Source organism: Mucilaginibacter sp. UR6-1, assembly GCF_020880975.1.
Lineage (GTDB): Bacteria > Bacteroidota > Bacteroidia > Sphingobacteriales > Sphingobacteriaceae > Mucilaginibacter.
The window spans coordinates 1,028,698-1,049,343 of the sequence record NZ_JAJIWP010000001.1; the positions used below are offsets into that span (position 1 = coordinate 1,028,698).

Below are 20,646 nucleotides of genomic sequence, written 5' to 3' on the forward strand. Positions count from 1 at the left end.
GAGGGTATTAAGCCAATCTCTTTTTATGCTTTGTGTTGATGTAGTAGCTATCATCATAGTTATAACCATAGCCGTATTTGGTGCGTTGTATACCGTTAAACACAATGTTCAAGTTTGGTAATTGATCTTCATTGATTACTTGTTTAATGAATTTCAGTTCAGATTTATCGGTATAACCTTGTTTTATCAAGTACAAGGTCGCATCACATACACGTGCAAGTATCGAGGCATCAGTAACAAGGTGCAGCGGCGGCGTATCAATCAATATATCATCATACTCCTTGCGTAAGTTATGGATCAGTATATCCAGCTCATCGCCTATTAATAACTCCGATGGGTTTTCAGGAATAACACCTGCTCCTATCACCATAATGTTTTTGTGCACTGGCGATACCTGAACGATCTGCTCAAGTGTGGCCTCTCCTTTAAAGTAATTGCTTAGGCCCGGTTTGCCTGCATCAAACTTTAGTGTTTCGGTAAGTTTAGGCCTGCGCATATCAAGCTCAAGTACTACCACCCTACGGTTGGTTGCGGCTAAAACAGCCGCCATATTACTTGTTACAAAGCTTTTACCTTCGCCACCCACACTTGATGTACACATTATAACCCTGCCTGTTTTATTTTGCAATAGCATTTGCAGGTTGGTACGCAGCACCCTAAACTGCTCGGCAATTACGTAACCCTTCTTATCAAACATCACAATGCCTTTGCTCGCTTTTTCCTGGTTTATCTCGGCAATTACCGGTGCTGTTAAGGCTTTTTCTATCTCGGCGCGGCTAACCACTTTGTTCTTGATCATATCCCTGCCGTAAATAAACGCGGCCGGTATGCCTAATCCCATTAAAAATGCTAACACATAAGGCACCTGTTTTTTTGATTTTGGCGATATGTAATAAGGCTCCTCAACTGTGTGTATTCCGGTAAGCGTTGAAGCATAGCTTAATGATACTTCCTCCTTTTTTTGCAGCAGGTATATGTAAAGGTTCTCTTTAATGCTCTGCTGTCTTTTAATGCTGATGTACTGGCGCTCCTGGCCCGGTATGTTTTTTATAGAAGCTTCAAAGCCCGAGTTGTTTTGCTGCAACTCACGCTGAACAGATACTAATGAAGATTTTATGCCTTTTATATTTTCTTTAATGGCGGCTTTGGTAGCGTTTATCTGCCTGTTAATAGGTTCAAATATCGGGTTCTGCTCGGGTGTGGTGGCCAGTAACCTGTCCCGCTGTAACTGTAGTTTTGATAACTGGTCAACAAAACTTATTAACCCCGGATCTGAAATACCCAGTGTGGCCGGTACCGAGCCTTCATTATTGGTTGAGTTTACATAACGTTCAATACCGTTAATAACATTCAACTGCACATTTACTTCGCTGAGGCGGGTATCATTACTTTGTACATTATCCAGATAAAACTTTGATTTTGATGAGATATCTGTTAGCCCGCGGCTGCTTTTAAAACCTTCCACATCCTTCTCTACCGAAGTAAGCTCGCCACTTAATGATGACAGCCTTACATCAATAAATTTAAGTGTGCTTTGTGTAGCACGTTTTTTATCTTCAATGCTTGATAGCTTGTACACCTTTATCAGTTGATTTAAAAAGGCTTTGCCCCGTTCGGGCACACCATCTTCAAGTTCCATTTCTATTATCGGGGCATCCTTGTTTAAGGATACCAAAACAACGTTCTGATAATACGTTACTACATCTTCTGGGCTTTGTGTATTAATGCTGATCTTTTTGCCTATATAGTCAGTAATGTAAGGTGTTGCCGAAAGGCTCCATTTACCAAAACCGCTTTTGAGTGTGGTATTGAATTTATACGGACCTGATTCTTCATCGCCATTTATAAGCATAAAGCTGCCCGCATCCTTTATTTGTATGGTAACTGATTGGTACGCGGGGCCATTTTTAGTAGCCAGCAAATTCAGGCGTACCGGCGTTGTAGCGTAAATATCATCATCACTATAGCTTTCGGCTGCTTTATAGTTCGTCCACAGTTGCAGGTCATCAACTACCTGCCGTATCAAAGGTCTTGAGCGTATTACTTCAAGCTCGCTTTCAATATCTTTGGGTTGCCCTGCAAGGTCTATTTTTTCAAGCGCCTGCTGCTCTGCCGACGCACTTTTATCATCCTTAATAGCAAGTTTAGCCTTAACATCATACACAGGTTTGGTATTACGTACATGTATATATGCCGCACCAAAGGCCACTAACAGGCAAGCCACAAAATACGGCCAGCTATGCAGGTATTTAGCGAACAGCCCACGCAGATCTTTTGACGAATCGTCGCCGTTATCTACGCCTGCCGTGGTTAAAAATAAACGATCGTTTTTCATGAGGTTAATTATTAATGCTGGTGAGGATAATGGTTATTACTGAGGCCGCCGAAAGTATTAAGCTGGCATTGCGGTAATTTCTGTCGCCCGAGTTTGATTTGGTTTTGTCAGGCTGCACGTACAACACATCATTATTTTTAAGATAATAATAAGGTGATTTAAACAGATCGGCAGAGGTAAGATCCAGATTGTAATACTGGCGCTTGCCATCGTTTTCACGAATCAGCAATACATTATTGCGAATACCTGTAATGTTCAGGTCACCGGCCAAACCAAGTGCCTCTGGTACTGTAACACGCTCGTTAGGTATCTGGTAAACATTAGGGCGGGCTACATCACCAATTACCGAGATCTTAAAATTCATTATCCGCACATTTACCGAGGGTTGTTTTAAATAAGTGGTAAGGCGCTTTTGTATTTCCTTGCTAATCATCTCGGTGGTCATTCCTGCTACTTTTAAATTACCAATAAGCGGCAACTGTATTTCACCGCTTTGGTCAACACGGTAGCCTGATGTTTTATTACTCGAATCACCCCACGCTTCAGGGTTAAGGCTGCTCACAGTTATACCTAATATATCCTCGCGCTGTATAGTAAGCGGCGAAAAATTATCAATGCTTTCGTTAAGATTATTACCACGGTTTACATTTTGGAAGTAAGGTATATTCTTGTATGAAGAACATGAGGTGCACAGAACGATCAGTATAAGTACAAGGCAATTAAAAAATGTAGAATATTTCATCATTTACAGTAGATTTCAGTATTGATCAGGTGAAAAGAAAGAATAAATTGAGGGATTTGTACCGACATATAATTCGGTTAAACTGGGCTGCTGGTATAGCTTCGCCATTTCACTTACAGTGAATATATTTTTGTTAAAAATGATTGAGATTGAATATTAATTTGCTAACAAGCACATTAATCCGTTCAGAATCTGATACAAAAGTATAGTTTAAGGAAGGTGAATGTTAAGACAAGTAACTGATTGTTACCAAATTGGTACCTGAACGTAAACCACATGTGCAATATCAATTAACCTCACTTTTTAGAGAATTTATGAGAATTATTTTGGTCAAAAAACAACACTATTTCAATATTCTGTTTAAAAATTATGAAATACCAATATCCATATCAATACATATTTTCAGATGAAAATATGTTGTCGCTACTTTTAATTTCACACTATTAGCAAGCAATGTGCAATTGCAAACTATTTTTCAATTTTTGTTACAAAAACGAATTATTGTTATTAAACTCACAGTATTATTATTAAAATATTAAAAGTTTATATAAAAAGTTATAATCAATTTATTCCACAAAGTTGTAAGTTATTATATTTAGGATAGTTACATATGAAAACTATGTGCCTGCAGATATATAGGTTAAAATGTGGTATGATAATTATATTATATATAATCCCATGGAAAATAACTTGATCAAACAAACTAATACTTCAAAACGATGGATGGTAGTGTATACGCGATCCAGATTTGAGAAGAAAGTTGATAAAAACCTGAACCAACAAGGTATATATTCATTTTGCCCAATAGTTAAGTCAAAACATCAGTGGGCTGATCGTATAAAGACAGTAGATACCCCCCTTTTCTCTTCATATATATTCGTTAAAATTTCATTATCAGAGGTTGAGCGCGTTAAGCAAACATCCGGAGTGATCAGCTTTGTTGTTAATAACAATAAGCCTGTAACACTAAATGACAATGAAATATTAAGAATAGAAGAAATTGTTAAAAGCTATCAGAATATAGAGATCGTAGATGTAAATAAGTTAAACATTGGTGATGAAGTTCGCATCAATAACGGCTTGTTATATAATACTCAAGGCGTGGTTAAAACCATATCAGGTAAATCCGTGGTTATGGCCATTGACCAGCTTAACTGTGTACTAATGGTTAAAGTTAAAACAGAGCACGTGGTACCGGCCTCACGTGTTTTAAATACCATATTAGTAGCAAGCATTCTGCTCTATACGTTCCTAATAGCCTCAGCAACAGTATCATTATAAGTTTAACCTATAAATTTACAGGTTAACATTTTATGTAATTGCATAACTATGGACGTACACCACGGTCAGATAATTGAGAGGGTAATAAGACGGGAGGGGTATAGTATTAGCGAGATAGCCAGGCTAACAAACGTTAACAGGCGTTCTGTTTATAATTGGTTTAATCAGCAATTTTTAAAATCAGAGATCATTTACAAAATTGGTATCTCTATTAATCACGACTTCTCGGTCGAGTTTCCGCATTTATTTAACAGTGATGATTTTAAGCGTCAAACTCCGGTAAATCACACTGCACAGCAATATGCTACCCAAGCAGATCAAAGTACTAATCAACAGAATAACGAGTCGTACTGGAAGGATAAGTATATAGCCCTTTTAGAAAAATACAACGACATCCTGATCAAGAATGTTGAGCGTAATTCTGTTAAGATTTCAGTTGAAGGAACCATTAACCAATAATTACTTTTCTTTCTCAAATAGAATAGCAAGCTATTAAACAGCTACCGGGTGCTCACATAGTAAAAATTGCAAAAATGCCGTTAGGGATTATTTTTTGGCCTTTAAGTAAATAGCTGTACACGTAGTTTGATTTAACAATACAACTATATATTGTAAAAAATTAAAGTTAAAATTAATGTGATTTAAAATATTGTAGAAAATAAGCCTCAATATGGAGAATTGAATCCCCAAAGGGAGAATTATTTTCCACAGCAGATCGTTTGAGTTAAATTAATAACTCTAAAAAAATCGTAACAAAAAAATTACTTCATTTTTTTAAAACAAAATCGAAGCAAATCCATCACTACAAGGATTATTTATTATATAATATTTAATATTATTTATTTACTTCATTTAAATAGCTAATCAACTCTTTTATAAACTAATACGCAGGCGTGTTTTAAAAGGTTTCAATTAATTTTAATTTCTTCAGAAATTTAATTTAGCGGGCAGTTAAGCTGGGCCAGGTGAATTGTACAGATAATATATACCACGTGAGTAATATAATACGTAGTGCAATTTGTGAGATTAAGCGCTGCCTTATGTACTTCAGAATGAATCAGCAGAATATATTTATCACAGTGTTGGCAGTCGCCAATTTTTACGATATGCAATAATTCGCACTGCAGATACGATAATGATCGCAATAGCTTGCGCCCATTCCTCGCTAATATAATTAATAAGCAATACATATGTTATACCACCAACTATACATGGTGTTGCATACAGATCAGCATGAAACAAAGCGGGTATACGGTTAAGCAGTATGTCACGTATTACACCGCCAAAGCATCCGGTTATAGTGCCAAGGGTTATACAAATACCGGGCGAAAGATCAATCGCCATCCCTTTTTTGATACCAATTATGGTAAACAGCCCAAGACCGAGCGCATCAGACAATAACAGTGTTTTGTGCAAATTCACAATCTTTTTCCGGAAAAGCATAGTGATAACTGCGGTACCCAAAATGATCAAAAGAATATTTACATCCTTCATCCAGGCAACAGGTGTTGCGCCTATCAATACGTCGCGCACGGTGCCTCCCCCAATAGCCGTAACAAAGGCAATTATGGTAATGCCAAATACGTCCAGCTTTTTCTCCATAGCGGCAAAAACACCGGATATTGCAAAGGCCATAGTACCCAGTATCTCGATAACCTGTGAGAAAGTAGAAAGCGAAATATCCATGAATTGATCCGTCGCAGCAAAAATAGTATAAAAGCAACTATTCCGCTTTATGTATTAATACAGCGTAACTAAAGCTATAATGTTCACTGCATTTTTTTTGAAGTTACCTCTTCTGCTTCATGGTCATTTGCCATTCGCGACCCGGCTCATCAACCCTAAAAGTTTCAATATTACCCTCATCCTGCAAAGTTACATACATGGTTTTACCATCAGTACCGCCAAAGGCTACATTGGTGGGTTTTTGGCCGGTTAATTTAATCTCCTGTAGTACCTTGCCTTTTGGCGATACTTTGGCCACTGTACCTTTAGCATACCTTGCCTGGTATATATTGCCCTTAACATCGCAACGCATACCATCCATCCCAAAGTCGGGGAATTCTATTATCAATCTTTTTTTACTCACCTCACCCGTTGCTGATAAGCTGTAGGCCCATATTTTTCTTAATTCATTAACATACAGCGTTTTTCCGTCGGGGCTAACATCAATCCCGTTAACCGTAGCCATACTATCTAACAACAAGGTCACTTTACCATCTGTATCAATGCGCCATACCCTGCCGGTACCGGCTTTCCAGTTCGGGTCGCTGGCATACAGTCTGTCATACTTGTCAATAGCGATATCATTAGGTTGGGCCATCTTATCCTCATGGGTAAACACCCGCTGTTCTTTAGTGTCCATATTCACTTTGATGATGTTATGATGTGTATAGTCGGCTATCAGCATATTGCCATGGCTGTCAAAACGGATACCATTGCCTATACTTCCGGATGGGAGCTCTATAAATACGCTTGCTTTTCCATCGGGCGTTACCTTACCTATGGTACCATCATGGTCAAAATTTACAGCATACAGGTTACCATACTTATCTACAGCCGGGCCTTCAACTCCTATTGTAAAACTTTTGGGTGCCGTAAAAACCGAAGATGTAAAAAGGGCAGCCTTGTTTTGGGCATTTACTGTATAAGCTGCCGCTACAAGCAGCGGTGTAAATATTTTTGTTATAGCGTGATTATAAGATTTTAGCATGTTATTTTTTGTTAGTGCCCATTTTACGTACCATGGCAACTTCCGCTGAAGTTACAATTTCGGGCGTATTATTAAAATTAGATTTTATATAGGTTAACACCTCGGCCACTTGCGCGTCAGACAGGAAGCTGCCATGTGCGGGCATCACCTCATTATAAGGCAATCCTTTTACAACAATGGGCCCCTGCAAGCCGTTCAATACGATATTGATCAGCCTGAACTTATCCCAATTAACCCACTCCGATTGTTCAAGCGGCGGAAAACGGTTCCCGTCGCCCTTGCCGTCGCGCTGGTGGCATGCCACACAATAGGTAGCATAAACTTCGGACGTTTTGGGCAGGTCTTTAAACAAATTATCCTTTACCTCATCAGGCGTTTTTATGTTTGATGCGGATTGCTTGCGCTTTTGCATACCTGCTAATTGCGCCGCGCCAAAGGTTTTTTTATTGCCCGTGTATATTACACGCCATATCCTGCCCTTTTCGGTGTCACCAATATATAATGAGCCATCAGCACCTTCAGCAAGTCCCATCGGCCGGTATTTAGCATCACGTACGCTTACTATCGGGTCAATTTGAGCGAATCCGTCAGCAAAAACTTCCCATTCACCTGACGGCATACCATCTTTAAACGGCACAAATGCGATGATATAGCCAGCCTGCGGATAAGGCGACCTGTTGGTAGCGCCATGAAATGCAATAAAAGCGCCATTTCGATAGCGTTCCGGAAATTGCTTGCCCTTATAAAACAACAGATCGTTAGGTGCAAAGTGACCGGGGAAACCAATTAACGGCTTTGGCAGCTTAGCGCTATTTCCTTCTTTTACTTTGTCGCCGCCAAATTCAGGGTTTAGTAGTTTTTTGCCTTTTATCTGGTCGTAATAATAATACGGCCAGCCGCCATCCAAACCTTCATTAACCTTAAAAAACTCTTCGGCAGGCAGCATGGCGCTTTCCCAGGGCGAATAGGTATCGGGCCATAATAACCTGAAATCATCACGGCCATGATTAACCGTATAAAGCGATCTGCTTTTCGAGTCCCAATCCAATGCTACAATACTACGCAGGCCGGTGGCATAGCGCGTACCGTCCAATTGCTTTTGATTTAGCTTATTGGCATCAAACCGCCAGATGCCGCCATGATCTTTTAGCAGCGGGTTACCTTTATCAACCGAATAAGGGTCGCCCACTCCTTTTGAGCCCGGCACCCGGTTCTTTTCCTGCCCGGCATTTGATCCGGCACCCCATCCAACATAAATGTGGCCGTCGTTATCAAAAGCTATGGGTTTTGTTTGATGCTCATGGTACGGCGGGTCATCGGCAACAATGGTATCTATCTTACCTTCCGGAACTAAAGTTTTGGGATCAAGCTTCATGCGGTAAACCGTAAGCTCCGAGCTAAAATACAGGTAACCGTTATGCACCCGCATGGCCGTGCCATATGAGTGTCCATCGTATTTACCGAAGGGCTGCACTACATCCATCCGGCCATCGCCATTGGTATCGCGCAGGGCAATATTGCCATAACCATCATTCATGTTATGAAAACGTGCCTTAACATAAATATCGCCGTTATTATTTACTGCGATGTGCCTGGCACGTGCCTTTAAGCTATCCACAGCAACCAAGGCCCTGAAACCATCGGGCAAATAAAGGCCGCCATTATCAGCATCAGGCCTGGGCAGTTTATCCTTATCATTATACCATGTAAAAGCGGTAAAAACAAACAGGCACCCTGCGCCTATTATTTTAAGCTTGCGGCCTTTTAAAAATTTTATACTATGCAATTCTTTTATACTCAGATTTACTGGCTTCATGTATCATTTGGTGGTTAATAATGGTTTTAGTACGCTGAAACTTTAAAAAAGAACATAAGCCACTCCATCAAACAACACTATTCACTAAAAGAAAAGAATGGCAAACAAAAGGTAGATTTACGTTAAAGACACATTGAGTTTACATATCGACTAATGAGAACGTAAAAAATTACAAACTTTTTTATTAACCGATTAGATTTTAGAGATGGTATCAAAAAGAATAATACATACCATTTTTAAAAATAGTATATAAACTGAACGTAATGTTTTAAAACAACATTTTAATAGCTTATATTGGTAAGTTGAATATGTATACCAAAAGCTTATATCATGCTGATGATAAAGAATTGCTTTACCTGCTTGGACAAGGCAGCAAGCAGGCTTTTGATATTTTGTATGATAAATATTGGAAAAAAGTATACAATGCCGCTTACAAACGGCTTAATGATACCGTATATGCGCAGGATATAGCCCAGGATGTTTTTGTTCAATTATGGACCAGGGCCAGCAAAGCACCTATTGATAATTTGCCTGCTTATTTGGCTGTCGCGGCGCGCAACGGTGTATTTAAGCATATGGAAAAACAAAGCCGCTTTGCCGACCTGCCCGACGCACCTGTACACATTGAAGGCATTGATAAAGCTGACGAACGGTTGCTTTTCAGCGAATTTCATAAAGCCTTTTACCAATTAATAGAAACTTTACCTACGCAACAGCGTATCATCTTCAAAATGCGCTTTGAAGATGACCTCACGAGTGCAGAAATTGCGGAAGCACTGCAAATTTCACCTAAAACTGTGCGCAATCAAATAGGGAAAGCTCTTACCACTATTAAATCATCATTACTTGTTATTCAGTTAATGGTATATTTTTATCAGCAGCGTTAAAATAACATCAGCCATACTCTTTATTTTTACAATTACATCAAGTAATGTTATCTCACTTTGAATTTTTTGTAAAAAAATTCAAAACTGCGTGGGCTATTTTCAAATTTTCGACTCATATCATTATAAAATCATTTTTAATGAACGATCTGGAAAAACGATACTTTACTGATCTGCTCAAAAAATACCGCACAGGTAAGGCAACCGAGGAGGAAACAAACTTTTTGATAGCCTACTATAACGTATTTGAGATAAGTGAAGATATTGTTGATGACAACAACGATGAAGATTACATCCCGGTTAAGCAACTTATTAAAAACAGGGTTGATAAACAAATAGGCTTTAAGGATAAAAACCATTTTAAATCGGTATGGTTGAGGTATGCCGCCGCGGCTGTTATTTTAATCGGTATAACAGTTGGCGGCTATGCCTTGCTGCAAAACAAAGCTCAAAAACAAATTGCCGGTGTTGTACACGATGCGGCCCCCGGTAGTAACAAAGCAGTACTTACTCTGGCCAACGGGCAGCGTATAGTACTTGATGATAGCGGCAAGGGCGAAATTGCCAAACAACCCGGCATCAGCATAACAAAAACTGCCGACGGGCAAATTGTTTACCAGGTAACCAACGCACAGGCAAACGCTGGCGAACAAGCTGTACAAAACACCTTCAGTACCCCAAAGGGCGGCCAATACAATATTATACTGCCCGATGGAACGCGTGTATTTTTAAACGCGGCATCAACCCTTACATATCCATCATATTTTTCGGGGAGTGAGCGGTTAGTGAGTCTTACCGGCGAAGCTTACTTTGAAGTTGCAAAAAATAAGAGTATGCCTTTCAGGGTTCGTTCTCAAGGTCAAACTGTTGAAGTATTAGGCACGCACTTTAATATAAACGCTTATGCTGATGAGCAAAGCATCAAAACCACTTTGCTTGAGGGTGCCGTAAAGGTTTTAAACAATACTTCATCAGTAACAATTACGCCGGGGCAGCAGGCTGTAGTTACCGGCAATACCATTACACGGCATGATGTTGATACCGGCGAGGAAACAGCCTGGAAAGATGGCGTGTTCGCATTTGAAGATGCTGATCTGCGATCGGTAATGCGGCAAATATCACGTTGGTACGATGTAGATGTAGTTTATGATGATAATTTGCCTGATGATAAATTTTACGGCGAAATATCACGCAACAGCAAACTATCAGAAGTATTTAAGATACTGGAACTTAACAATTTTAAATTCAGGATAAACGGCAAAACGGTAACCGTATCGTACGCCGGTAAAGGCCTGGCAAACTAAACCCTATACTAATTTAGCTAACTGATTTTTAACCCTTAACAATTACTGAATGATTAAACTGCTACGTAAGCGACAATAACTCCCCCGACATGACATAAAAAAAGCCGGAAGCCTCTCACCGCTCCCGGCTATAAAAAGGTCAGCAGCAATAGTTTACGCAATGCTGCTTTTATTAACCCAATTCTATTCAAAAGTATGAAATTAAAATTTCTTTACAACGCCGTATTGCCCATACGGCGGGTAAAGTACAAACTATTATTAGTGATGAAACTCACTACAATATTGCTGCTTATTGGAACTTTACACCTGTCGGCGGCATCGTATTCGCAAACGGTTAGCATTTCGAGGCAAAACGCCACGCTCGAAACCGTATTTAAGGATATTAAAAAACAAACCGGCTATTTGTTTTTCTATAACGGAAAAATAAATACCAAAAGCCCGCGGCTTAATGTTGACCTTAAAAATGTAACACTTGATGAGGCACTGAATTTTTGCCTGTCGCGCTATAACCTTACTTATACTATAGTAGATAAAACCATAGTGGTGCGCAACAAAGCGCCCGAGGCCGGTGAAACAGTTGCAACCGCACCTAAAGCAAAGTTTCAGCTATCAGGCAAGGTAATTGCCGCTGATAGTAAAGAGGCTTTACCGGGTGTTAACATCGCGGTTAAAGGGAACAGCGCCGCATGGGCGCAAACCAATAACAAAGGCGAATTTAAATTAATGGTTGATGCAGGCGATGTATTAACCTTCAGCTTTATTGGCTTTAAAACCAAAGAAGTAACCGTTACCGATGGTAAACCGATAACCGTATCGCTCGAAACACAGGTAAACACCGTAAGCGATGTGGTTGTAACCGGCTATCAAACCTTAAAAAAGGATACTTACACCGGTAACGCCATCACCATTACCGGCGACGATCTGCGCAAGTTCAATTCACAGAACATTTTAAAGGGTGTGGCGGCGTCTGATCCTTCATTCAGGATACTGGAAAACAATTTGGCCGGATCAAACCCGAACAATTTGCCGAGGATAAACATTCGCGGCGCTACGGCACTGCCATCAATAACTGACCAGATAGACCGCAACAACCTTTCAAGCACTTATAACCTGCCAACTTTTATTTTAGATGGGTTTGAAGTTTCGCTGCAAAAGGTGACCGACCTTGACATTAACCGCATTGAAAGCGTAACCCTGTTAAAGGATGCCGCAGCTACGGCCATATACGGATCGCGCGCTGCCAATGGTGTAATGGTAATTACTACCAAAGCACCTGTACCGGGCAGATTACAATTGACCTATAATTATGAGCTTAACGCTACCGCCCCCGACCTGAGCGGCTATCATGTACTTAACGCATCCGAAAAACTGCACTACGAAGAGCTCGCGGGTTTATATGTAAGCGGCGGCATCTCCGGCGGATCGCAGGATGAACTGACCAATCAATACTACAATAAACTTAAAAACGTGGTGAGTGGCGTTGATACTTATTGGCTATCGCAACCTTTACGTAATACTTATGGCCAAAAGCACGGCATTTACGCACAGGGCGGCGACTCCACCTTCAGGTACGGTGTTGACCTTCGCTATCAAACCAATCCGGGTGTAATGAAGGGTTCAAACCGCGACCGTTACAGTGGCGGCATGAGCTTCACTTACAACCCTTCAAAAAAACTGATATTCCGTAATGACCTGACCATAACACAGGTAAATGCCCAAAATTCAAAATACGGCGACTTTTCAACCTACGTATACATGAACCCTTACTACCCTATTTATGGTGATAACGGGCAAATGATACGTGAACTGGCTAACTGGAACGTGAATACAGGCGGGCAAGGGGCCGATCAGTATCAAAACCGTCCGGTTTATAACCCATTGTTTGAATCTACTTTGGGCAATTTTGATAAATCGTCTTACCTTGAGATCATCGATGCCATGTCGGTAGACTGGTTCATCAGCAAATCACTCCGTTTAAAGGGTTTGGTTAGCCTTAACAAAACAAAAAGTACCGCCGACAAATTTGCTTCGCCGCTTAATAACGAGTTTTATGAGCAACCGATCAGCGAAATAAAAGATCGCGGCAGATACAACTATTCAAGCAATGATCTGCTGGGTATTGATGGTAACGTAAGGTTGTTATACAACAAGCTGATGGGCGACCACGCCATAAACTTTAACCTGGGTGTAAACGTAACATCTGATGATTATGACAACAAGAGCTTTGAGGCCCGCGGCTTTACAAACGACAGGTTTACTAACATAGGTTTTGCGCGTACGTACACACCTAACTCGGCGCCGTTCGGCAGCATATCAACCAGCAGGCTTATCGGCTCGTTCGCATCGTTAAATTACTCGTACAAAAACAAATACCTGCTTGATGCCAGCTACCGCCTGGATGGCTCATCCGCCTTTGGTAGCGAGCGACGTTTCGCCCCTTTCTGGAGCGCCGGCTTAGGCTGGAACATACACCGCGAAAGCTTTTTAGAAGGCAGCGTTATATCACGGTTAAAAGTTACCGGTAGCGCCGGTATGACAGGTTCGGTTGAGTTTCCGCCGTACCTTTCAAAATCCATATACAGCTACCAAAGCTCAAATTGGTACTCAACAGGCATAGGTGCCATTGTTAACGGTTACGGCAATGAAGGCCTTGAATGGCAACGTACCAATGAATACCAGGCACGCCTTGAGTTAGGGCTATTTAACGACAAGCTGGTAATTACACCGATATATTACTACAAGCTTACCAAAGGCTTATTAACCGATATTAACCTTGCACCATCAACCGGTTTTAGCACTTATAAAGAGAACCTGGGCAACATGGCTAACGAGGGCTACGAGGTGTATTTAACCATGAACGCCTATAAAACCAAGGATTGGAATGTGAACGTGGTAGGTAACCTTGCGCACAATACCAACAAGATTGTAAAAATTGCCAACTCGTTAAAGGCCTATAACCAGTCTATTGACGATTTTCAGCAAAACCCGGCTAACAAGCTGCAAGGCACGCCATTGCTGCGTTACAACGAAGGGCAATCACTCAATACCATTTACGCTGTAAAATCATTAGGTATTGACCCGGAGAACGGCAAGGAGATCTATGTAAAAAAGGATGGCTCGCTTACCTATATTTATGATGTTAAGGACACCCAGCCTGTAGCCAACGCTACGCCAACCGTATCGGGCAATTTTGGCGGCAACATTACATACAAGCAATTTCAATTAAGCTTTAGCCTGTATTATACGCTTGGCGGGCAGATATATAACCAAACATTGGTTGACCGTGTAGAGAATGCCGATCCACGCTTTAATGTTGACCGCCGCGCGCTTGAACAGCGCTGGGTTAAACCGGGCGATGTTACGTTTTACAAAAACATTGCCGACCATAGCGTAACCCAGGCATCATCCCGCTTTATACAAAAGGAAAATCGTATCGAGCTGCAATCGGTATATCTATCATACGATATGAAGAAGGAGGTTGCCCGCAAAATAGGCATGCAAACTTTGCGCCCGTCCATCACCATGAATGATATTTTCCGGGCATCATCTATCGAGATTGAACGTGGTATAAGCTACCCTTTTGCACGTAACATCACATTTGCATTACTGGCCACATTTTAAATGATGAGTAAATGAAAAAATTGATCTATATACTAACCCTGCTCGCCCTTACATCGTGCAACAAATTCCTGGATGTAAAGCCGGAATCGCAAATTGATAAGGACGAGCTTTTTACCACCGAAGAAGGTTATAAGGAAGCGCTGAACGGCGTGTATACCTTTTGCTCGTCGCAATCATTATACGGCGAAAACCTTACATACGGCAACCTTGACATACTGGCGCAAAACTATGAGTTTACTGACCTTAGCTTACGCCGTATAGCCAATTTTGATTATGAATATCCGGCTATGGTTGGATTTCGTAACACGGTGTGGGCTAACACCTACCGCGCCATTGCCAACTGTAACTATATCCTTGAAAATATTGATGCCCGCAGATCACTTTTCAGCGGTAACAACTACCAGTTAATTAAGGGCGAAACACTGTTGCTGCGCGCTTACCTGCATTTTGATATGCTGCGCCTGTTCGCGCCATCGTATAAAAGCAACCCGGCAGCCAGGGGTATACCTTATGTAACAAAGGTATCAACCCAAAGCACGCCCTTTTCAACCGTTGCTGAATCTGTTGACAAGGTAATAGCTGAACTTAACGAAGCTAAGGCTTTGCTTAAAGATGTTGACCCGATCGTATCGGGCTACCAGGTAGGTTACCCATCTGATCTGGGCTCGCCCGAGGTTAATAACCCTGATCTTTTTATGCAAAACAGGCGGCACCGCATGAATTATTTTACCGCCTGCGGTGAACTGGCCCGTGCATATTTGTATAAAAACGATATGGCAAATGCCCTTGTTAACACACGTATCATTATCAATTCAAACCGTTTCCCGTGGACTGCTGAGGCAGACTTTTTTGAACAGGATGTTACCAAACGCGACCGTATATTTTACAAAGAACTCATAAGCGCATGGTATGTAAACGATAATAAAGGTATAAGGGACAGGCTTATCGATATTTTCTCAGACAAGAACCCTACCTACGCGCCTACCTCGGCATTGATAGATGACATATACGAGCGCGCGCAATCAGGCGCTGATGACTGGCGGTACAAGCAATGGTATTTCAGAACAACCATCGAATCGGGCAGCTCTGAGCGTTCGTTACTTCAAAAATATATTTCGAACACTACGCCTACGCCAAACAGGCACCCGCTGGTAATGCCAACATTGCGCCTGAGCGAAATTTATTACATAGCCGCAGAGGCAAGCTTTGATACTAACCCTACCGAAGCTGTAGAATATTTTAATGCCTTACGCCGCCACAGGGGTATTGGCGAAGCGGTTAGCGCGCAAATTACCAAGGAAGATTTTATAAGTAAACTGGTGGTTGATGCCCGTAAGGAGTTTTATGGAGAAAGCCAGATATTTTATATGTATAAACGCCTTAACCGCGCAGTTAAGGTATCGGCAACGATAAACATCCCACCGTCTGACAGGATATTCGTGCTGCCACTACCTACCGATGAGGAAGCTTACCGCAATAACTAATTTAACGATGATGAAAAAGAACTTACTGTTAATATTATTTGCCTGCGTTGCGTTTGTTGCCTGTAAAAAGGACGAAAAATTAACTTACAATTCGCCTGATAATATATATCTGAATTATAAATCTACCGATCCGGATACGATCACCTACTCCTTTGCCTACGTGCAGGGGGTTGACCGGGATACGGTGTGGATACCTGTAATTATATCAGGCCAGCGCGTAAACCATGATCGCCGCTTTGTACTTAATGTTGTTGATACCGCTACAACAGCAGTACCATCATTACATTACGAACCACTTAAAGACGCCTATACCATGCCTGCCGATTCGGGTATGATACATGTGCCGGTTATCATTAAAAATACAGATAAGGAGTTGGAGAACAAATCGGTTACGCTTACGGTACGAGTATCCGGCGGGCAGGATTTTGGCACTAACCTGCCCGATACCATCCGCAAAAAAACCATCATGTTCTCGAACAGGCTGGAGCGGCCGCAATGGTGGAACTTTTGGGAAGGTGAGCTTAAAACCTATAGTCGCACTAAGCACCAGCTATTCCTGATCACATCGGGCACCCGTGATATGGTTGACCTTAGCACACCCGATTTTTACCTGTATATACCACGCTGCCTTTACTATATCGAAAATACACGCACATTTTTAAAGTATCCTTTTGATTGGATAAGGCAGCATCCGGATGCCGGGTATGTACTCACCAAAAGAAACGATAGCAGCGGCGATTATGATTTTTACAGCGTTAACGCGCCTGATAAAAAGTTCCTGCTCAAATACTTCAGCAGTGTGGATCAATATAAATTTATTGATGAGAACAACAAGGAAATAACCATGTAATCAACCCCTTACTGATCAGTAACCATGAAATTTAAATACATTATATATACACTTGCCCTAACAGTACTTGCTGCCTGCAAAAAGGATTTGGGTAATTATAATTACTCGCCCCCTTCAGAGCCGATACTGGTTAATTTTACCGACCGCACGTTCGATGCGCTGGTGGGTGATTCGCTGATACTGCAACCTTACGTAGAGCTGGACAAAGCCGATCTCTACAAAGACCTGATATTTGACTGGGAGATATTTGTTGACGAGGAAGCACGAAGCGACAAATACACCGGTTATCCGCTTAAAATAGTTTATAACCTAAGCCCTAAAACGCGTACGGCAAAGCTTACCGTTACTGATAAGCGCAACCAGATGAAATACTTTTTCCCCTTTAAAATTGCGGGCAATACCCAATTCACTAAAGGGATGACCGTATTGAGCGTTGATGCGGGCGTGACTAAACTATCATTTGTAAAGCCTGATAGCGTAAGCATACTAAGCAACCTTTACTATTCGCTGCATAACGAAAACCTGCCCGCCAATCCTGTACAATTATTCGCCAAACCGTATGCTTACCAACCCGGCACTGCTGAAGATTATTGGGTGATTGCAAAAGACGGCGAAAAAAGCAGCGTTATTATTGATGGCAATACCATGCTGCGTAAGCGGTATTTCCCGGAGCAGTTTTTTAGTCCGCCGGCAAATATAGTTACCGAGCGTTTTGAGGCCTCAAAAGGTTTTGCAACCGGTATAATTAATGGTAAATTATACCTGAGCGTTACCACTACAGCGCCTTTCGCGCCGGATTGGGGTAAGTTTGCCAGTCCGCAATCAGGAGATTATACACTATCGCCATACTTTGGCAACACCAATAATTTTTACTTCGGGTTTGATACCAAAACCAAGGCATTTGTATCATTTAGCAGTACGGGCAGCTACTCGGGCACCGAATACCAGGTAAGCGGCAGCGCTTTTAACCCTAAAAGTATCGGCATGAGCAATTTGCTTTTTATGCAACCTGTACCGGGTACAACTTATGCCTTCTTTAAAGATGACGCGGGCGAAGTGTATGAGCTGTCGTTCAGTATCGATATGGATAATTACTTTTCAAGCCGTATCATAAAACCATACACAAAAAAAGTTTTCAAGGGCTCAGCATTGGTTAATGCTGATACCAAGTGGCAACGTTCAGGCACGGATGTGTTTTACTTCAGCTCAAACGATAAGATATACCGCTATAATCCGCTAAACGAGGAGTTAAGGCTACTGGATGCCAACCTGTCGGGCAAAAAGATCAGTATGCTTAAACTAAGTGGCAATACCCTTACCGCAGGTATTGATGGCGCGCTGGTGTTTTTGGATGTAAGCGTTGGCAGCAACGGCAAGCATATTAAAACCATTGAGGGCATACCCGGTGCACCGGTTGATTTTGTTTCAAAAAACCTTTAAACCTAAACGTAACATGAAATTTATAAAGCATATAGCTACATCCTTTGCCATTATTATGGTTATTGGCGCGGCATCATGTAAAAAATCTGCAGTTAATAGTGAACCTAAACCTGACCCTGAAGGTGCTCCTCCAAAAACTTGGAAGGAGCACTGGGGGTATCACCACCAATTGCTTAACCGTGTTTATTTTGATGACCACTTGGCCGTTTATTATGATAACCTGATGGATCCGTCGGTAACCTGGCTTAACAAGGCCATGTCAGACTCGTGGGCTTATGTAAAAAAGACCTATGGCGATTTTGGGCCCGATCAGCGTTTGTTTGTAATTTGCCATCGTACTGTTGATACCACCAATAATTTAGGAGGCGGTCACCCTGCATCATGGCATGACGATACACATGATAACCGTAACGTGATAGACAATGGCCTTGGTAGCTGGACCTACCCTACCGGCGAGCAGATAGGCCTGCCCATACACGAGATTGGCCATATAGTAGCCAATGCATCGCACGGGCGCAGCCATGAGGACGGTAACCTTTGGGGTGACAGCAAATTCGCGGAGATATTTGTTTATGATGTACTCTTGAACATTGGCCGCCAGGATGAAGCATCAAGGGTATATTATGACCTGCAGAATGTAACGGATGATTTTCCGCGTGCGGGCAGCCATTGGTTTAAAAACTGGTTCTACCCTATCTACAGCAAGTATGGCAAAGGACAGGTGCTGAGCAAATATTTCGAGTTAAAGGGCAAATATGAAACACAGAACCGTGATATTAACTGGGGCGAATTTGTACATTTTTGGAGCGGTGCCGCGGGCGTTAACCTTAAAGAGCAGGCAACCATAGCTTTTGGCTGGCCTGATGAATGGGAACAACAGTTTAAAAAAGCGCAAAAGGACTTTCCGGAAGTAAAATACCCTTACTGATCAATTAAAATTAAACATCTAAACAGACATTATATCCTTAAAAAATGAAAAAAATATTACTGATAGCTGCCCTGCTGCCTGCCATCGCATCGGCACAAAGCACAAAGTTTTCCATTACCGGTAAAATAGGCAACCTGAACAAGCCTGCCAAGGTTTACTTTGATTATATGGACAGCAGCGGCAGCGGGCATGAGGATTCGGCCGCGGTTGTAAACGGGCAGTTCACCTTTACAGGCCCGCTTACGGGCATTGGCAATACCCGTATGTCGCTTGATCATACCGGCGAGGGTAAACCCCACTCCATTTACGCGCCGGGTGCCGATGTTATTTATTTTTATTTTGGTAAAGAGAACATCGTGATCAGCTCGAAAGACTCATTAAGCAATGCCAAATTTACCGGTTCAAAAACCTATGATGAGTTTCAGGCTTACAATAAACAAATTGGCGGTACCATTATGGACCTGACCAAAGCGGCCAACCTTGCCTTTTCAAAAGCCACACCTGAGCAACAAAAGGACAGCATTTTTATGGCAGGGCTTAACGCCAGTTTCAGGAAGAATATTGACACCCGTTCTGAAAAACAATATCAATTCGCAAAAAACAATCCTAAATCTTACTTCGCGCTGGTTGGCCTGTCAGAGTCGGCCGGTACCAAGGTTGATGTGAAAAAAATTCAGCCGGTATTTGCTTCCCTCGATCCTAAATTAAAACAAACGGATATGGGCAAGGAATTACTGCAGCGCATTGAGGCCGCCGGGTTAACCTCTATTGGCTCAGCAGCACCAGCATTCACACAAAATGATGCAAATGGCAAGCCGGTATCGCTGGCTGACTTTAAAGGCAAAGTAGTGTTAGTTGAGTTTTGGGCAAGCTGGTGTGTACCCTGCCGTGCCGAAAACCCTAACCTTGTTGAGCAATATAAATTATACAAAGACAAGGGTTTTGAGATACTATCAGTATCGTTAGATAATAATAAAGCGGCCTGGCTTGCCGCTATTGAAAAGGACGGACTGCCATGGACACAGGTATCTGACCTGAAGGGCTGGAACAATGCCGTTGGCCGTTTATACGGTGTAAGGGCCGTACCGCAAAGCTTTTTGGTTGACCGTGATGGCAAGGTAATAGGCAACACCCTGCGCGGCGAAACGCTTAATAAAAAGCTGGCCGAATTAATGAACTAAGCACCAATTAGAATATACTATACCTGCACCACCCGTTAATGGATAACGCCATATGGGTGGTGCTTTT

The 20,646-nt window shown here is 41.8% G+C and carries 15 protein-coding genes; 10 read left to right on the forward strand and 5 right to left on the reverse strand.

The features are described 5' to 3' along the window. Nucleotides 1-7 precede the first annotated feature (7 nt). Complete coding sequence (locus tag LJ707_RS04455) at nucleotides 8-2,335, reverse strand: polysaccharide biosynthesis tyrosine autokinase (protein WP_228949590.1); 2,328 nt, start codon at nucleotides 2,333-2,335, stop codon at nucleotides 8-10. A gap of 4 nt (nucleotides 2,336-2,339) precedes the next feature. Beyond that, nucleotides 2,340-3,080, reverse strand: coding sequence for a polysaccharide biosynthesis/export family protein (locus tag LJ707_RS04460; protein ID WP_228949591.1), 741 nt, complete (start codon nucleotides 3,078-3,080; stop codon nucleotides 2,340-2,342). Between the two features lie 675 nt (nucleotides 3,081-3,755). Between LJ707_RS04460 and LJ707_RS04465 the strand changes: the two genes are divergently transcribed. Both LJ707_RS04465 and LJ707_RS04470 read left to right on the forward strand, forming a co-directional pair. Next, complete coding sequence (locus LJ707_RS04465; RefSeq protein WP_228949592.1) at nucleotides 3,756-4,358, forward strand: UpxY family transcription antiterminator; 603 nt, start codon at nucleotides 3,756-3,758, stop codon at nucleotides 4,356-4,358. A gap of 48 nt (nucleotides 4,359-4,406) precedes the next feature. Further along, complete coding sequence (locus tag LJ707_RS04470; RefSeq protein WP_228949593.1) at nucleotides 4,407-4,817, forward strand: helix-turn-helix domain-containing protein; 411 nt, start codon at nucleotides 4,407-4,409, stop codon at nucleotides 4,815-4,817. Between the two features lie 615 nt (nucleotides 4,818-5,432). Here the strand turns inward: LJ707_RS04470 and LJ707_RS04475 are convergent. The 3 genes from LJ707_RS04475 to LJ707_RS04485 all read right to left on the reverse strand — a co-directional run bounded on the left by LJ707_RS04475 (nucleotide 5,433) and on the right by LJ707_RS04485 (nucleotide 8,887). Then, on the reverse strand, nucleotides 5,433-6,044 hold the full coding sequence (locus LJ707_RS04475) for a trimeric intracellular cation channel family protein (protein ID WP_228949594.1): 612 nt from the start codon (nucleotides 6,042-6,044) through the stop codon (nucleotides 5,433-5,435). 103 nt (nucleotides 6,045-6,147) lie between these two features. Continuing rightward, complete coding sequence (locus LJ707_RS04480; protein WP_228949595.1) at nucleotides 6,148-7,071, reverse strand: SMP-30/gluconolactonase/LRE family protein; 924 nt, start codon at nucleotides 7,069-7,071, stop codon at nucleotides 6,148-6,150. Between the two features lies 1 nt (nucleotide 7,072). Then, nucleotides 7,073-8,887 (reverse strand): c-type cytochrome, encoded by a 1,815-nt coding sequence (locus tag LJ707_RS04485; protein ID WP_228949596.1) that lies wholly within the window; start codon nucleotides 8,885-8,887, stop codon nucleotides 7,073-7,075. Between the two features lie 308 nt (nucleotides 8,888-9,195). Between LJ707_RS04485 and LJ707_RS04490 the strand changes: the two genes are divergently transcribed. From LJ707_RS04490 to LJ707_RS04525, 8 genes are all read left to right on the forward strand, one after another. Then, nucleotides 9,196-9,774, forward strand: coding sequence for an RNA polymerase sigma factor (locus LJ707_RS04490; protein WP_228949597.1), 579 nt, complete (start codon nucleotides 9,196-9,198; stop codon nucleotides 9,772-9,774). A 137-nt stretch (nucleotides 9,775-9,911) separates the two neighbouring features. Beyond that, nucleotides 9,912-11,075, forward strand: a complete 1,164-nt coding sequence (locus LJ707_RS04495) for a FecR family protein (protein WP_228949598.1) — start codon at nucleotides 9,912-9,914, stop codon at nucleotides 11,073-11,075. A gap of 195 nt (nucleotides 11,076-11,270) precedes the next feature. After that, nucleotides 11,271-14,696 (forward strand): SusC/RagA family TonB-linked outer membrane protein, encoded by a 3,426-nt coding sequence (locus tag LJ707_RS04500; RefSeq protein WP_228949599.1) that lies wholly within the window; start codon nucleotides 11,271-11,273, stop codon nucleotides 14,694-14,696. Nucleotides 14,697-14,707: 11 nt separating this feature from the next. Next, on the forward strand, nucleotides 14,708-16,180 hold the full coding sequence (locus LJ707_RS04505) for a RagB/SusD family nutrient uptake outer membrane protein (RefSeq protein WP_228949600.1): 1,473 nt from the start codon (nucleotides 14,708-14,710) through the stop codon (nucleotides 16,178-16,180). Nucleotides 16,181-16,190: 10 nt separating this feature from the next. Next, nucleotides 16,191-17,030, forward strand: a complete 840-nt coding sequence (locus LJ707_RS04510; RefSeq protein WP_228949601.1) for a DUF4843 domain-containing protein — start codon at nucleotides 16,191-16,193, stop codon at nucleotides 17,028-17,030. A gap of 24 nt (nucleotides 17,031-17,054) precedes the next feature. Then, the gene (locus LJ707_RS04515) at nucleotides 17,055-18,470 is read left to right on the forward strand and encodes a PKD-like family lipoprotein (protein ID WP_228949602.1); all 1,416 of its coding nucleotides are present in this window, start codon (nucleotides 17,055-17,057) and stop codon (nucleotides 18,468-18,470) included. Between the two features lie 13 nt (nucleotides 18,471-18,483). Further along, nucleotides 18,484-19,398 (forward strand): hypothetical protein, encoded by a 915-nt coding sequence (locus LJ707_RS04520; protein WP_228949603.1) that lies wholly within the window; start codon nucleotides 18,484-18,486, stop codon nucleotides 19,396-19,398. 44 nt (nucleotides 19,399-19,442) lie between these two features. Further along, nucleotides 19,443-20,579: a TlpA disulfide reductase family protein gene (locus LJ707_RS04525; RefSeq protein WP_228949604.1), complete on the forward strand. Its 1,137-nt coding sequence runs from the start codon at nucleotides 19,443-19,445 to the stop codon at nucleotides 20,577-20,579. Nucleotides 20,580-20,646 lie beyond the last annotated feature (67 nt).